Annotated in this window: 14 protein-coding genes; 6 read left to right on the forward strand and 8 right to left on the reverse strand. The window is 66.8% G+C overall.

The annotated features are described in order from the left end of the window. Positions 1-24: 24 nt before the first annotated feature. The 4 genes from OG811_RS00130 to fxlM all read right to left on the reverse strand — a co-directional run bounded on the left by OG811_RS00130 (position 25) and on the right by fxlM (position 5,375). Positions 25-1,101 (reverse strand): lanthionine synthetase C family protein, encoded by a 1,077-nt coding sequence (locus OG811_RS00130; RefSeq protein WP_406071166.1) that lies wholly within the window; start codon positions 1,099-1,101, stop codon positions 25-27. Continuing rightward, a complete protein-coding gene (locus OG811_RS00135; protein WP_406071168.1) occupies positions 1,098-3,863 on the reverse strand; it encodes a lantibiotic dehydratase in 2,766 nt (921 codons plus the stop codon). Before OG811_RS00135 ends, OG811_RS00130 begins: the two co-directional genes overlap by 4 nt. A 91-nt stretch (positions 3,864-3,954) precedes the next feature. Continuing rightward, on the reverse strand, positions 3,955-4,119 hold the full coding sequence (locus OG811_RS00140; RefSeq protein ID WP_406071170.1) for an FxLD family lanthipeptide: 165 nt from the start codon (positions 4,117-4,119) through the stop codon (positions 3,955-3,957). Next, positions 4,119-5,375 carry a methyltransferase, FxLD system gene (fxlM, locus tag OG811_RS00145; RefSeq protein WP_406071171.1) on the reverse strand — a complete coding sequence of 419 codons (1,257 nt, stop codon included), beginning with the start codon at positions 5,373-5,375 and terminating at the stop codon, positions 4,119-4,121. Before fxlM ends, OG811_RS00140 begins: the two co-directional genes overlap by 1 nt. Positions 5,376-6,212: 837 nt before the next feature. Between fxlM and OG811_RS00150 the strand changes: the two genes are divergently transcribed. Both OG811_RS00150 and OG811_RS00155 read left to right on the forward strand, forming a co-directional pair. Then, positions 6,213-6,359 (forward strand): hypothetical protein, encoded by a 147-nt coding sequence (locus tag OG811_RS00150; RefSeq protein ID WP_406071173.1) that lies wholly within the window; start codon positions 6,213-6,215, stop codon positions 6,357-6,359. A 500-nt stretch (positions 6,360-6,859) separates the two neighbouring features. Further along, entirely contained in the window at positions 6,860-8,047 is a 1,188-nt protein-coding gene (locus OG811_RS00155; protein WP_406071175.1) for a TIGR02391 family protein, read from the forward strand. 556 nt (positions 8,048-8,603) lie between these two features. Here the strand turns inward: OG811_RS00155 and ribD are convergent. From ribD to OG811_RS00175, 4 genes are all read right to left on the reverse strand, one after another. After that, positions 8,604-9,488, reverse strand: a complete 885-nt coding sequence (ribD, locus tag OG811_RS00160; protein WP_406071177.1) for a bifunctional diaminohydroxyphosphoribosylaminopyrimidine deaminase/5-amino-6-(5-phosphoribosylamino)uracil reductase RibD — start codon at positions 9,486-9,488, stop codon at positions 8,604-8,606. Continuing rightward, positions 9,488-10,732, reverse strand: coding sequence for a hypothetical protein (locus OG811_RS00165; protein WP_406071178.1), 1,245 nt, complete (start codon positions 10,730-10,732; stop codon positions 9,488-9,490). The genes ribD and OG811_RS00165 overlap by 1 nt, the downstream gene beginning before the upstream one ends. Before the next feature lie 287 nt (positions 10,733-11,019). Continuing rightward, a complete protein-coding gene (locus OG811_RS00170; protein WP_406071180.1) occupies positions 11,020-11,214 on the reverse strand; it encodes a DUF397 domain-containing protein in 195 nt (64 codons plus the stop codon). Further along, positions 11,211-12,098 (reverse strand): Scr1 family TA system antitoxin-like transcriptional regulator, encoded by an 888-nt coding sequence (locus OG811_RS00175; RefSeq protein ID WP_406071182.1) that lies wholly within the window; start codon positions 12,096-12,098, stop codon positions 11,211-11,213. Before OG811_RS00175 ends, OG811_RS00170 begins: the two co-directional genes overlap by 4 nt. A gap of 434 nt (positions 12,099-12,532) precedes the next feature. On the opposite strand from OG811_RS00175, the gene OG811_RS00180 reads away from it, so the two are divergent. From OG811_RS00180 to OG811_RS00195, 4 genes are all read left to right on the forward strand, one after another. Continuing rightward, on the forward strand, positions 12,533-12,790 hold the full coding sequence (locus tag OG811_RS00180) for a hypothetical protein (protein WP_406071183.1): 258 nt from the start codon (positions 12,533-12,535) through the stop codon (positions 12,788-12,790). Beyond that, on the forward strand, positions 12,787-13,062 hold the full coding sequence (locus tag OG811_RS00185) for a hypothetical protein (protein ID WP_406071185.1): 276 nt from the start codon (positions 12,787-12,789) through the stop codon (positions 13,060-13,062). Before OG811_RS00180 ends, OG811_RS00185 begins: the two co-directional genes overlap by 4 nt. Positions 13,063-13,324: 262 nt before the next feature. Continuing rightward, on the forward strand, positions 13,325-14,026 hold the full coding sequence (locus tag OG811_RS00190) for a GPP34 family phosphoprotein (protein ID WP_406071186.1): 702 nt from the start codon (positions 13,325-13,327) through the stop codon (positions 14,024-14,026). Positions 14,027-14,064: 38 nt separating this feature from the next. Next, positions 14,065-15,558, forward strand: coding sequence for an APC family permease (locus tag OG811_RS00195; RefSeq protein ID WP_406071188.1), 1,494 nt, complete (start codon positions 14,065-14,067; stop codon positions 15,556-15,558). Positions 15,559-15,571 lie beyond the last annotated feature (13 nt).

Raw genomic sequence — 15,571 nt, forward strand, 5'->3', positions numbered from 1 at the left:
GTGCCGTCCCATCATGTTGGCGGGTTAGCAAAGGAGCAGGCAGGCGTCCCACGAGGTCTTCGTGGTTCCGGTCGCGGCCAGGGCGGCGCCGGATGTCCCGTCGAGGAAGCCTGCGGGTTCGCTGGCGGCACCTGGCCCCTGCTGGTGGAGACGCTGCAGTCGTGCGAGGGGTATGGGTGTGAGGGAGTCGGCGGCGATGCGGCGTGCGGTCGTCAGGAGTCCGGCGGTCCCGTGGCACAGGCTGCGGTCGGTGAGTTGCCCGATCTGGGTCGGGTCGTTCAGGCAAGCGATGAGCACACTCTCGGCGACCCGTTGACGTGTGGTGTCGCCGAGGGCAAGCGCGGTGAGCTGCTGGGCGCGGGCGATGCCGGGGGTGCCGTAGCACCAGGACGGCCGGAGTGGTCCGCGTTCGCTTGGATAGCCCCGGTCGAGGTCGTCGAGCGTGATGGTCTGGGGCCACCATGGGCCGGTGTTGGTGTGGCGTTGCCAGGTGTCGAGCCATTGGCAGATGCGGTTGATTGCCTGGGTTTGTTCGTCGACGGCGATGCCATCGCGGAGGGTGAGCGCCAGGAGTGCCAGTGGCCCGGTGATGCCGTGGGCGATGCCGTGGTTGCTGTGGCCTCCGGCTGGTCCTGGCCCGGTGCGGTTGGGGCCGTGTCGGCACCACCAGCCGGGGAGTTCGCCGATGGGTTCGGTGAGTCGTACGAGGTAGGTCAGTACCTCGCGGAGGAGATCGAGGTCCCCGATGCGACGCAGGACGACGCCGAGGCCGGTGAGGCCGCGGATGAGGTCAAATTCGGCGTACGCGGGCTGTTGGCGTTGGTCGATGCGGCGGTGTGCGGTCTGCAGCCGTCGGCGGGTCGCCGTGGCAGTCCCGGCTGCGGCAACGGCTTGGGCCCGGGTAAGCGCGGGATGGTCGGACGCGGCGAGGACGAATGCGAGCGCGGGTACGCCGTAGTAGAGGCTCGCGTTGTCGGTGGCGCTAACGCCGTCGGCGGTCGCCTGCTGGAGCGCGTCGTATGCCGCGTTCCACCTGCCGGTTTCGAGGTGCCAGAGGGCGAGGCCGACTGCCCCGTCGGCGAGTGACTGTCCTGTGGTCATGACGCGCTGCGGATGAGGGTGGTGTGGGCGGCGGCGCGGGCGAGGCGAAGACAGTGCCGTTCGGAGGCGAGGTCGACGCCGATCATGCGGGCGTGGTGCAGGTGGAGCAGGTCGGCCAGCACTTGGTCCGGGTCGAGGCCGTCTCGGTCGACGAGTGCCCGGTAAGCCGTCAGCGCCGTGGTGAGCGCCGCTGTCAGTTCGTCGTCTCGGTGGGTTCGGCGGGCCTGGTTGAGCTGGGTGGGGTCCAGGCGGGGGCCGCTGCGGTGCGGGACATGCTCGGACATCCAACGTGGGCCGTCGCCCGTGAAACCGTGGGCCATGGTAATCATGCTGGCGGCGGTGGTGACGTGCCGGTCGCCGGTCAGGTTCGCGAGGACGGCGCGGGAGTCGGCGGCGAACACGGCTTCGGCTGCGGCCAGGGTGGGCCCGCTGCCGTGGCGTGTCTCGGGTCGGTAGGTGGCCAGGCTGTAGTCAGCCAGGAGGCTCTGCTCGTCGAGCCGCTCGGTCCATCGGGCAACGTCGCGGACAACGGTGGCGAACTGGTTGGGGGCGCGTAGTGGGATACGCAGCCGCAGGTGGGGGTCTGGATCGGGGTAGCGCAGGAACCACCAGCCAGCCGGCAACACCTTGAGGCGTTTCGACAGGTCGGCGAGGATGTGCTCGGTTCGGCCGGTGAGGCGGGCATCCAGCCAGAGCGATTGGCCGGGGCGGTGCTGGACGGTGCTGGCGGGCCGCGCCGGTCGAGGAGGCAGGTCGTCGTGCGGCGGGGTGCGGGTCAGGGTGAGTAGGAGTTCGGCGGGTCTGCCGTCAATCCAGCCGGCCCGTCCCGGCGCCTCGGTGAGTGTGGCGTGTCTGTGCCGGTCGAGGTGGCTACGTAGCAGCGCCAGGTGGGCGGTGTCGTCCAGGTCGAGGCGTAGCCGTGTGTCACCGCTGCCAAGGAGTACGTCTGCGGGTAGCCGGTGCTGTTCGCGGTGCCGCTGCCAGGCCGCCCACCACTGGCGCCACGTCGCACTACGCCCGGGTAGTGCCGCTGCGGTGGTGATCCAGCGGGCCGGGTGCAGGATCGACCGGCCTCGCCGTACACGTGGCAGGAACGGCAGGCCGTGGCAGCGGCCCCAATCGAACGGGACGCACGGTGCCGTCCACGCGATGGGGATCTCCGTCAGGAACCGGATGAGCGGCTGCTGGAGCGTCGGTAACAGCAGGCAGTTGAGCAGCATGGGCTCGACCGGCCGGCCTGTCGTACGCGACACGAGCCAAAGCCGCTGACCGTCACCTGCGACGGCCAGGTCCGCGAGCGTCCACCGCGGGCCGGGGTGGAAGTCGCCGACCGGCAGGACGGGCAGCAGCTCCGGGGCACGGGCGAGAGCGGCCAGCCGGCTGCCCAGTGGAGGACCGGATAGCTGTACGGCGTCCGCGCCCGGCAGCGCCGTCGGCAGGTGGGTGTAGACGTCCGAGAACACCGCGAGTTCGGACGGGGTGAAAAGGTGTAGAAACCGGCCCGCTGCGGCGCCTGCGTGGCGAGCGCCGCTGACAATCGTGAGCGTGAAGTCGCCTCGGTCGAGGTCCCGGAGCGTAGCTGCGGCGAGTGTGAACTGAAGTTCGGTGTGCGGGACCGGAGGCCGGTCGTCGTCACCGCGCAACTGGTCGATCAGTTCGGCGTCGAGCACCACCTCAACGCAGTCCTGCAGGGCCGCGCGCTGGGCGAGTTCCGCCAGGAGGACATCGCGCGCAGTCAGCCCCGCCGGGTCGCGGCGGGGTGAGCCGCGGTAGCCGGCGGGGAAGCCCAGGACGCGTAGGACGTCGCGCAGCGGTACGGCCGCGCCTGGTCCCCAGCGTTCGATGAACGCGGAGTGGTAGGCAGCCCAGCCCTGTAGGCGCGGTGCCACGCTGACAAGTACTGCGGCGGCCTCGCACGCCTCGCGGACCACGGCCGGTGGCAGCGTTACAGAGCAATCGACGCGCAGGTCAACCTGGACACGCTCGCCAGGGTCAGGCAGGTCGATGCGCTGACTGAGGTAGGCGACTGGATCGGTCACCGTAATTGGTGGGCGGACCTCGGACACGAGGACGCCTGCGGCCACGAGTGCGGCAAGGAGCCGCTCGGCGCCGTCCGGCAGGTTCGCGGTGGTCCGCTCAACCATCCGGGCCGTCAAGTCGACGAACGCGATTGGTGAGCTGGCGAGCTGCACCGCCAGTCGTACCGGGTTGGTGAGGTCGATTTCCACGTCGCTGATCCGGTCACCGTCGCTGTGGCCGCAGGGCACCACCCACGTACCGCCGCGCGGATACCCGATCGGATTCGTGACGACCCTGACCGAGCGGAGCACGTGCAGGTTCCGTTCCACCTGGGCTGTGTGCTCGGCGATGAACCGGCCATCGGGGCACCTCACCTCCCGGTGCTCGGCACCCCAGCGGACTGCCGCGCGCGGGCCAAGCTGCACGGGAGCGACTCCGGCGAATCGACCGAACGGCGTCGCGCGCGTCGTCCACCTCAGGAGGTACCGGAGCGTCGCCTCCACCACGCGGCGCAGTCTCGGCCCGGTCACGGCATGGTCGGCGAGTACGCGGGCGACCTGGTTGGCCAGCGGTGGCGCCGCGTGGGTAACGGCAGCGGCGAACCCTGGCAGCGCCCAGGCCTGCAGTAGCCATTCCCGCCATTGCTCTGGCTGCCCGACGGCCAGGTCGGGCCACGTCGGCAGCGTCAGATCGGAAGGGTAGGACGCCGCCCTGATCAGGGCTGCACCCGTCGCTTGGAACATCGCGCGCTCCTGGAAACCGGCGGGGCAAAGGGGGGGATGTGAGGGTGGGGCCCAACCTCGTGAGGTCGGACCCCACCGCGCGGCGCCGCTGTTACTTGCCGCCGCCGGAGCAGGCGCTCGAGCCGGTGTTGCCCGACCCGCAGCCGTCGTCCGTGGCAGTCGCGTACGCGCTCAACGCCGGGCCAGCGTCGACCAACCGGAGGTTGAGCTCACCATCATCGCGCTCCGGGCCGACCTCATACTCGTCGAACTCCATCAGGACTTCCTTCCCTCAGTGATGAAGGCCAGGACGATGCGACTGTGCCGCTTGTCCACGGCCGTCCCGGCCGGCAAGTCGCCGTCGGGGGTCTGCGCGGGCAGAACGCGCAGCGCCGGCGCGGGACAGCCAGCGCTCACCCAAGCCCGCATGTGCGCAACCATTCGCCCCGCTGCAGCGGCCGCCGCGGAGGTGTCAGGGCCGTGGGCGTACGCGCCCAAATCGAACGCGTCGCCGGTCCACCGCAGCTCCGACCGGTAGGCGAACGTGCCGTCGTCGTGCAGGACAGCAGGGGTCCCGAACCGCCACGACGGCGCGACGACACCGGACGAGATGGCCGCGTCCTGTGCGGTCAGCACCACGAACTCCTGTCCCGCGGCGGCGAGGCGAGTCGCAAGCCACAGGTCCAAGTCCGCCAGCACGGTGGGAGGCGGCAGGCTTACTCCGGCCCATGCCTCCTGCCGGGGCGTCTCGAGCAGGCCGTCGAGGCCCTGAGAGGGAATCTGCTGGCCCTCATCGAGCCGCAGGTGGACCCCGTCGGCCACGTCCACGTACTGCACGTCGTACGCCCCGTCGCCCTGCACCGGCACGAACCCGCACTGCCGCTCACTCACGCTGACCAGGCCGACACCGGCACGACGCAGCGCCCACGATCGAGTCATCCCGAACGTGCGCAGCGGCACCACCAGGACACCGTCGTCGGTGAGCTGCTCGCGCCATGCCGGCGGGATGTCCCACGCTCCAGCGGTGACGATGATCAGGTCGTACCGGCGGCCAGGCTCTACAGGATGTTCGGCGTCGGCGCACACGACCTTGACGTCGTCGTAACCTGCCGCCTTGAGGCAGTCGACTGCCCGGTCGGTAACCTCAGGATCGATGTCCACCGTGGTCACGGAACCGGCCGCGCCGACGAGTTCCCACAGCAGCGAGGCGTTGTAGCCGCCGCTACCGATCTCCAGCACGTGACGGCCGCGGAGGCCGCCGAGCGCGTCGGCCGCTTGGCCGAGCATCTCCGCGATGAGGAACGGCGCCGAGACCGAGCTGATGTTCTCCTCACCGCGCCGCTTCGTGATGACCGCCCTGTTCTCGTACGCCTCCTCCAGGGGAAGGCCCAGCGTGAACAGCTCGCGAGGTACCGTCCGCATCGCCGCCTCCACCTCCGGCCGCAGCGTCAAGCCCTTGTCGGCATGATCGGCTGCCAGCTGATTGACCATCGCTTGGCGCAGATTTTCGCTGTTGATCGTTCCGACGCTCATGAACGTCCCCTCCGACTATTCGAGCCGCTACGGCTCGCGGCAGCTCGGTGCTTGCAACGATCAATCCGTGCGGGAGCACCCGATCCAGTCGCGTTCTCAACCGACGGCCGGGAGGTGAGCCTCCACGGAACCCGCAAGGCTCACGAATCCGATATCATCACTCCGTGCGCTCAGACTCCCCCAGCGTGCAGCGGCTGGGAATGCCGACCTGCGGTCCGACCTCGTGTGCCGACCTAAGGTCCGACGGGGGGCTGAGCTGTGCAAACCTTCGGGCGCGAGAGCTCTTCTACCGCTCGTCGCGATGCCGAGGCGGGCGCAGGCGCGTACGCATCGGGGGCAGATTGGCCGCTACCGTGATCATGCTGATCACCCCCATGCGATGTAACGCTGCATCAATTTAGGTCGCCACTCGCTAACAGCTCTATCCCCCGGCACAGCGCTGCTTCGCCGCGAATCCGGACGCCTCCCGCGATCGTTTACGCCCCACGGTCGTATGGTTCCGCCACGGACCTAATTTGGGCCACCCATTACTTCAATAGACGCCGCATATTCGGCGCGACGACGGCCCGGGTCGCCACTACTCGTAACGGCATCGAGGTTGCGGCGCCTATGTCGACATCAAGTTCTCGCTGGCACAGCGCGGGTCGCGGCAGATGTGCACGTTGGAGATGCCCCGCGAAGTTGCGGATGAGCGGGATATTTGCTCGGTGCGGACGGATGCGAGGCTGAACGCGTAACTTCCCGATCGACGTACACGTGGACCACCCCGGGCTGCCCGGCAGTCTAGTATCACCCTGGACGCGTCGGTGTATCTGAAGACGAGCAAAGCGCGGTGAAGTGTCACGGAACCGGGCTCACCGTGCGCAGGTCGACGACATTTTCGCCCAGGTGGAGATTCTCGCCGGGCTTCTCGACTCGTACGCCCCGGACGCCCGCCAGTCCCTGAGCCGGCGCGACGCCCGCCCGCCGGTGACGCCCGCATGAGCTTGGTGTCGGCGTTCATGCCGATCTGGATCCTTCGGCGGCGATCGGGTCCTCTGATCAGGCCGTGCAGTACAGCAAAGCCCGCAGGACCCGTTGGAGAAGTGGCCGGTGCCGGCGAAGCGCGGGTTGAGCGCTGCGTTGAGGTTCAGACCAGCCGGTCGAACGGCATGCCTGCCACCGCAGCAGCAAGCTCGGGTCCGGCATCGGTCCCGGTCGCAGAACGCATTGCGTCCAGTGAGCGACTTGCCATCGGGGCGCTCCTCGAGAACTCGCCGGGGCGGATCATGCTACCCACCGCTCGCCAGCGGCTACCGCGGCCGTTCCGGCCGCTTCCGACGCAGGTCAAACCGTCAGGAAACGTGCGTGATCAACGACAGAGCCGGATTTCCAATCGTGAGGGACGCTCATCCAGCGAGCCGGCGGCATGCACTCCTGCCGCGCGGTGACCGGTAAGGTGCTCAGGTCAGATATTCCCCACGGAAGGACTGGGATCTAGCGCAATGAGCGGGCTTTCTATCGCAGACAAGACCTTCCTCGAAGCTGTGCTCAGCATGAACGGCGGGTACGTCCTAGACTTTACTGAGGGCTCTTTCGCCAACCTCCTTGCCGATGTCAACATCGATATCTATGACAACGAGAAATACAGCGGCTTTGGAAGTTCCAAGGCCAATAGGCTCAGAGCGCTTTGGAAGAGCGGATCAGATGCAGAGGTCTCTGCGGCGCTCAGTGCGCTCGCCGACTACGTCGAGGCGAAGAAATCCGTAGGCGGCCTGCTCGAGGACATCACCGAGGAGCAGATCGCCAAGATCCGTAGGATCGCTCGCGAGCTCGGCCGCACTTCGCCCACCCGGGCAGTGGGCGCACCGGTTGCCATCACGACCGAGGCGACCGTTACCAACAATAGGATCTCCATAGAGATCCACGAGGATATTTACAGCCACATCGGGCAGTATCTTGCGATTGGTGACTACTTCCACGCGATTGATGAGTCCTACAAGATCGTGCGCGAGAAGCTCCGAGAGTTGACCGGCAAGGAGAAGGCATCGGACGTTTTCAGTAACAGCGCTCAGAGCGACGCGCACTACCAAGCGCTGTTCGGCAAATCGAAGGCTGCCAACGCAGCGCAAGCTGACTTCTTCCGAGGCGTCGGTTACCTGCACTTGGGCGTTCAGCACTTGCGCAACGAGAAGGCTCACACTTTGGCGACATCGATGGAGCCCAACCTAGCCGTCCACTACATCGCACTTGCGAGTCTCGCCTACGACCTGATCACGAGGTATGTGGGCGATGAGTCCATCAAAGAGCTCGAAGAACTTGTCCACGCCAAGCGGCGCAGTTACCGCACAGCCTCTGCGTTCTATCGAGACTTTGAGAATGGTAGGTGGATTGAGAGCTTCGAAATACCGTCAATTTTCACCTCAGCATCGGTACGCAAAGCGCTCAAAGATAAGTGGCTACGTGAGGCTGACTTCACGTTGAACTGGGACCACAGTAATGTTGTGCTCATGCGGCTTGAACTCGTAGCAGACGAACTCACGCAGGCGGACGTAGATGAGCTTCTAGATCGACCTACGCACGACAGTTACGGGCATGACCAACTCGCCGGGATGAAGCAGTTCCTTGAGTACGTGGGGCAGAAGGACTTAGAGAAGCTCTCGACGAAGGCGCGGGCGTGGCTCGCAGAGTAGAAACCCAATCAGTCCTGCATAGGTTGCTGGGTCACGCCCACCCGAAGATCACTTTCGGGAATTCCCCGAAGCGCTGCCCTAACTGTAGAACAGAGAGTAAGCGGCGGTCTGCCGCTGATCAATACGCTCGCCCTTGGTCCGGCACGCCTCCGAAACGGCCCACCCTGCGCGACCGCCACTGGCGAAACAGTTCGGTGAGCACCCACCGATGTGGCATTGTCACGGCGCAACGACTCACTCAACTCGGCAAATGAGGATGGTTCGCGCCGGCCGCAGTGCTGGCCGGCGCAGTTTAGGCCCATTCGCTGTGGTGACTCGCAATTTTGAAGACATTCCAATCGTCTTCGCGGTGGGTCCAGTTGCAGCCATCGCGGTCACAGCAACTCAGGCCGTCCTAGCCGGTCAGGCGACATACGCCTGCGTGTCTTTGCCGACAACCACTTGGACACGAACCCGCACGCCGACACGCCAGCTCTCCGCTTGACCTGTCTGGTTCGCGCCTACTGGCTCACAGCGCCCGATGATCAGCAGATGACCAGATGAACCCTGTCCTGCGCTACACACGGAAGCATCGCATGCGGGCCGTCAATCCATACTCGTGAGCCGCGACTTCGACCACTCGGAAGCCGATCGGCATGAGGCCGGAATGGACCACTTCCAACGCCTGAGACGGGTCAGTTCGCGGCACAGCGACGACGAGCTCGTCGACGGCATGCAGGTGCGGTCGCAGCGCGACGGCGTGCTGTTGCCCCACTACGAACACGCTGCGTACGCCGCCTTCGTAGGCGGTTGACAGCCATTGCGAGAGGCCGGCGCTGATATCGACATCGCCAGGTGGCGCAAAGTGCGCGCTAGCGTGCCCGCCTGGAACGCCCTCGTCGAGGATCTTGTCGGCTATGACGAGATCAGCGTTAGCACGAAGGTCCAACAGGAGCCGTTCTTCCGCCGCCGATTGATGGTCGCGATTCACGGCGAACGCCCAGGTCAGGTAAGGCCTACGGCGCACGGTCGCTGTCAGCCACGGCCCAAGGACGGTCAGGGCTTCGTCGCGCAACACATCACTCTCGACCTCGACGCCTAGAGAGGTGAGCATCGAGGCTCCACCTTCACCGCGGGACGTTGGGTCCATGACGGCGATGACCACCCGGGAGACGCCTGCGTTGATCAACTCTTGACGACAAGCCGGCGTAACGCCGACATGGTTGCAGGGTTCAAGCGTCACGACAGCCGTACCGCCACGAGCCGCACCTCCCGCCGCGTTGAGCGCGTGTGCCTCAGCGTGCGGCTCCCCTTTGCGGCGGTGGAATCCCGCGCCCACCACCGTTCCGTGCCGGTCCAGGATCACGCACCCAACGGGCGGGTTCGGGCTCGTGGTGCCCAGCCCAAGAGCGGAGAGGGTGATGGCCTGCCGCATCGCGGACAGCTCGAGGTCTGAGGCCATCAGGCAGTCTCCATAAGGTCGTCGAGGAACGCGCGGACGTCGGCCAGGTGACGGTGCCCGTCAACAGCAGAGCCGATCTGGCCGAGCTGGTGCAGGATCCGGCGCGATCCTGCTTGGCGGGCGATCGGTAGCGCGATGTGAGCCGTGGCAGCCGCTTGCTCAGGTTGGTCAGCCGCCACATGGGCTGCGGCTTTGGTCAGAAGGGCTGCAGTGAAGTCTTGCCGGTGAATCGACGGGATCGACGGCAGTGCTGCATCGAGAACCGCGAGGGCTTCATCCGGCCGGCGCCCGATCCTCAGACAGGTACCTCGATGAACCTCGATGTAGCCACTCGTGCAGTAGGAGGCGTGCTCGCCTTCGGGCTTACCTGGACGGCGGTCCGCCGCCCACTCGTGCGCCCTGTCCAGAAGCTGCATGGCCTTGCGGTGCTCGCCAACGGTCGCGAGTGCATCGGCATGCTGGACGCGAAGTGCGGCCCGCACCGGGCTGGGCACCTTCTTGTCCAGGAGCATTGCGGCTTCAGCCTCTTCCACAGCGCGGTGCGGCTTCCCGGCGATAAGCCAGTGCTGACTGCTGCGGTACGTTGCCCAGGCTGTCATGGTCGGATCAGCAATCTGGTCCGCCCAGGTGAGCGCCTTCCTGGTCCAATGCTGGGCGGCCGGAGCGTCGTTGAGCGAGTGGTTCAACCAGGCTGCCGATTCGGCGTACTGCGCCGCGAGGCGTACAAGGTTGGGGCGAAACGACGATGGCACGTCGTTGAGCAGCCGGTCGAGCAGATTTAACTGAGCCGTGACCCCGACCAAGGCGTACTGCGGTCCGAACAGCTTGTCGTTCTGCACCAGCAGGTGCCACTGGGCCCGCAGCTGATAGACCGTCTCATCCCAGCTTCCTGGCATCGGCTGCTCAGTGCCGTGGTTGGCGGCAGTGGTGAGGTCGGTACGCCGCGGGCTGTAGAGGTCGAGTTGGCCGTCGCTGGTGGCCCCGAGAACGTGGCGGAGGGCAGCGCGACGCTCCTCGCTTGGCCAACGGTGCTCGCCGCGTTCCAGCTTGCCGATCCAGCGAGAGTCGACGTAGTGCGCGGTGAGGACCCTGCCGGGGTAGAGCCGATCAAGAGCGGCGTTGACGGCGTCGGCCAGCTCGCTGCGTGAGAGTAACTGGCCCGGTCGCCGAGGCGAGGCTTGCCGGCGGCGGGCGTCGCTAAGCAGGGTGTTCGGGCTGATTACCGTATCCGGGTGGCGAGGCACTACCGGTCCCGTCGCCTTCGCAGGTGAAGGCCGAGACCTTCGCCGCCATCACCTCTTTGCTGCCGACCGAGTTCGACATCAGTATCGGGATGACGTGACACTGCTCCCCCTCTCACGTCCACCCGTGACGGGCGCATCGCTCCTGTTGGTCGCCTACTCGAAGCAATCTGGATTCGATGTCCAGGATGCCAACAACGGGTCCAGAGGGCCACCAATCCATTGGGAATAATCCCTCGCGCCGAAGGTTGAGCCACACCGTATGGCCCTGTAGCGCACTCTGGCCAAGGTCAACGGCCGAACTTGCCGGCCCGGATGCCGCCAGTGAAGGCGCTCCAAGTAGCGGGGCGGAATTCCAGCATCGGGCCGATGACGTCCTTCGAGTCACGTACGCCGACGGTGCCATCGCCGGCGCTGGCGACCTCGACGCAATTGCCATCGTCGCTGCGGGTGGACTTGCGCCATGCCGAATATCGCGAGGTCATGCGGAAACTCCTTCGACGGGTGACAGGTCCTGCGCCGCGACACGGAGCAGATGAATGCTGATGTCAGGTGCAAGTGCGGCGGCCTTGAGCCGGCTGTGCAGGCTCAGATAGGGCTGGATCTCATCCGGCTCGGTGTAAATCAGATCACTCGTGAGCGTGTCGGCGGCAACAGCCACGCAGTCCGGCGTGTCGCGATAGCGGTAGATCGAGTACGCGGACCTGGGCGCGCTGTGGCCCTTGATGGAGGCGTCGATCGGCAGTACCCGGACGGTCACGGTTGGGTGTGCGGCGCAGACGGCGACGATGTGCCGGAGCTGGTCGGCGACGATGTGGGGATCGGCGCCGCAGCGTTGGATCGCGATTTCATCGAGCACGACGTCATAGCGGGGCCCATCGGCCGCGAGCAGCAGTTGCTGCCGGTAGGCGCGGGCGGCCACCGCTGCGGCGGGGTCGAAGGTATCGGTGTGACGGGCAGGGTCGCTGCGCAGCCGAGCATCAGCAAACGCCGTCGTCTGGAGCAGACCGGGTACCAGCGCCAGGGCGTACTCCGTGATGGTTTTGGTGCCGCTCTCCAGGTCTGCGTAAGTGGCTTGCCGGGCACCCATTCGTTCCGCGTCGGCCATCCACCATCCCCGCGCCCAGCCGTCGGTCGCCGCGTCCATGATGGCTGTCCGCCGGTTGGTGCCGACGGCCAGGTAGTCACAGATCGCGCTGACCAGATCGATGTCGGGGCCGAGGTGCCCATTCTCGACGGCACTGAGCTGTTGCCGCGGAAACCCGACGGCGCGCGCGAGTGGTTCAGCCGCCAGGCCGTGCTCGTTCCGCAGGCGCCTGATCTCGCGTCCAAGCCATCGTCGCCGGACGTACGGACTGGGTCTGGTCACCGGCGGCCTCCACGGCTTCGTCTCAAGCCGGTCGACCAGACGGCCGGCTCGGTGATCTCAATGTAACCCCGACAAACGGCTAATCGATCTTGGGGGTGGTTCCTGCACGACCATGAATGCCCAGCTCAGAGGGCGGTCGGACCGGAGGTCGGTAGACGAGGTCGGACCAGAGGTCGGCATTCCCAGCTGTGAAGCATTCCGTGATCGTTGACTCGCAATCAGTTGTTCACTTGTGGGCCAGACCCACCAGGCGGTTGCTCAATCGCCCGAGATTCAGCTGGGCAGGTGCCTGCTACGGCACTACCCAGTCGAGCAGGGTGCAGGGGCCGTCCGTCGCGTCCCCCGCGCGAGTCGGTCCCTGCACCCGCCGGACGGGTGCGCGGCCAGGGTCGGTGGGCCCCGGCCGCGCACCCACCCAGTGAGGGGAGATGACGGTGGCGAAACGAATCAAGTGGTTCGTCCCGGCACATGACGGTCGGCAGTACCGACCATTCGGCATCGACTGCGAAGGCGCGGCGACGCTGTTCGGTCACCACAGCGGATGGAACCGCACCGGCGCTGCCGGCCCGAACCAACCCTCCCCTCGAGAGCTCGCTGCGGAGAACCGTGCCTTCTGGGCCGGTCTTGATCGGGCGCCTGCCGATCGGCAGATCCGTCTCAACCCTCACGGCGACGAGAAGCCGAGACCATGAACGGACCCAGCGATCTGCCCACCGTTGAGCCCGGGACGCTGCTGAGGCTCGGTCCCGACGATTGGTCTTTCGGGCGGGACCTGACCCCTGGCACTCACGTCGACGTCGTCGTCGCCTGGCTCCGCACCGACCTCGCGCACCTCAGCGACAAGTGGCTTTGGGTACGCGGCCACCGACCCCAGTGCGACTACCCCAAGGTTGATCTACACCCGCCCTGCATGGAGCTACGCGTCAGCGTCGCCGCGCTACGCCGGATTGCGCAGACGCCGTGACCGGCACCGACGAAAGCGCCCGCCCCGTCGACCGTTTCGAGTCGGCCCGCCTGACGGTGCTCCAACACGTCGGTAGCCGCACCTGCTTCCACTGCAGGGATGACCAATGCCAGCAGCACGCCTGGGCGGTGCAGGAGCTCATTCACCACGCCGGGGGCCGACGCCTCCTATCCCGGCTCGGGCTGCTCCCCGCCGCCAACCACTCACTCCCGGAAGGCCAGCTGCGGTGAACAGACCACCTTACGCGGCCGATGAGCACGCCATGACCGACCACAGCGAGCCTGTACCGCCCCATCGGCCTGTGAAAGCCGTCGGTACCGCTTCCGCAGTCTCCCCTCGCATCGCCGACGAATTCTTCTACATGGCCCACGACGACCAGACCGGCCGGCCCCGGCTCTACGACACCGGGCTGGCCTCGGGCCTCGCCGCCGCGCTGCTCATCGAGCTGTACTACGAACGCCGAATCACATTCGAGCGAGGGAAGGTCCGCGTCCTCCAGACCTTCCCGCCGAAGGATTGGCTGCAACACCTCGTCCTCGACCGGTTGATCGCGCAGCCGCAGCACACCGACACCCGGACCTGGCTGGCGTTTCTGGCCACCACCGCATACGAGCAGGTCGCCACACGCATGTGGCAGGTCGGGCTCCTCCAACAGACGCAGGTTAGCCGGCTCTGGCGGCAGCGCACCGTCTACTTACCGACCGACATCAACACTGCCGCTTGGTCGTGGGCACGACTGTCGCAGCAGGTACGCAACTACCGGCAGCTCGACCACTTCGACATCGCGTTAGCCGGCCTGACGGTGCATACCCAGCTGGACGCGGCCCTGCTCGACGGCGCGCCATACAGCGCTCAAGCGCACCTGCGCCAACTGGTCAACCAATCGTGGCTCCCGCTACGCGACCTCCTCGCCGACCTCAGCAGCGTCATCGGCGCAGGCGTTCTCAGCCACCGCACCTCCTGACGTGCGGTTCACAAACCACCCCAGGCGAAAGAGAAACCATGCCCCACTCGAAACCCGACACGGTCACAGCTGTCCTGGCACGCGGCCGACTCGGAATCCCCTCCGTCGTGTTCTTCGTGATCGCCGCCGCCGCGCCACTCACCGTCATCGCCGGCGGAGCAACCACCGGGTACGCCGTTACCGGAGTGTCAGGCATCCCCGTGTCGTACCTGGTCGTCGCCGCCGTGCTCGCCTTGTTCGCGGTCGGCTACGTCGCCATGTCCCGGCGGATCGTCAACGCCGGCGCCTTCTACACCTACGTCACCCGGGGACTCGGCCGTCCGGCCGGCGTCGCCGCAGCCATGGTTGCGCTACTGGCCTACAACGCCATGCAGATCGGCCTTTACGGCGGGTTCGGTGCGGTCCTCGCCCAGTTCCTGCAGAGCCGGTACGGCTGGGACACCACCTGGTGGATGTGCGCGCTGGTCGCCTGGGCCGTCGTCGCCGTGCTCGGTCTCCTGCGCATCGACCTGAACGGCAAGGTCCTGGCGGTCATGCTCGTCGCCGAGTGCGCCGTCGCCCTCGTCTTCGACGTGGTAATGCTCGGCCACCCCGCCAGCGGGACGGTCGCTTTCGACACCCTCGCCCCGTCGCACATATTCGCCGCCGGAATCGGTGCGGCACTGGTCACCGCGATCACGGGTTTCGTCGGCTTCGAGGGCACCGTCGTCTTCAGCGAGGAGACCAAGGACCCCCGCCGGACCGTACCGCGTGCCACGTACATCGCCGTGGTGCTCACCGGTCTGCTCTACGGCCTGTCGGCGTGGGCCATGTCCGTGGCCACCGGTCCCGACAGGATCGTGGACGCTGCCCGCGCGGACGGGACCGATCTGATCTTCAACCTCGTCTCACCGCACCTCGGCACGAGCGTTGTCACGATCGGCCGGATCCTCTTCATCACCAGTCTGTTCGCCGCGCTGCTGTCGTTTCACCACACCGTGGCTCGGTACTTGTTCGCCCTCGGGCGTGAGCGGGTGCTCCCCGCCGCACTAGGCCGGACCAGCCGCCGCACCGGCGCGCCGAAGGTCGGCTCGATCCTCCAGAGCGTCGTCGCGGTGGCCGTACTCGTCGGCTACGCGGTGGCCAACGCCGACCCGATCGTGCACCTCTTCTTCTGGGTCACCGTGACCGGCGGTCTTGGCGTCCTGGTGCTGATGACCGCCACCTCTGCCGCGGTGGTCGGCTTCTTTGCCCGGATCAGGCACACGGAGGGGCCGTGGAGGGCCGTCATCGCGCCGCTGATCGCCACGGTCGCGCTGGCAGCGATCCTCGCCGTCACCGTGCAGGAGTTCGACACCCTTCTCGGCGTCCACCCGCACTCGCCGCTGCGCTGGCTCTTCCCGGCCACGTACGCCATCGTCGCCCTTATCGGCGCGACTTGGGCGCTGATCCTTCGCGCGGCCAAGTCGGACGTCTACGACGCCATCGGCCTCGGCGCGGAAAGCGCCACCGCGTCCCTTCGCAGCTCTGCCGCCGTCCGCCAGCCGGCCTGACTAAAGCCAGGAG

The sequence above is a fragment of the Micromonospora sp. NBC_01638 genome (genome assembly GCF_045209745.1).
In the GTDB taxonomy this organism is placed as follows: Bacteria; Actinomycetota; Actinomycetes; order Mycobacteriales; family Micromonosporaceae; genus Micromonospora.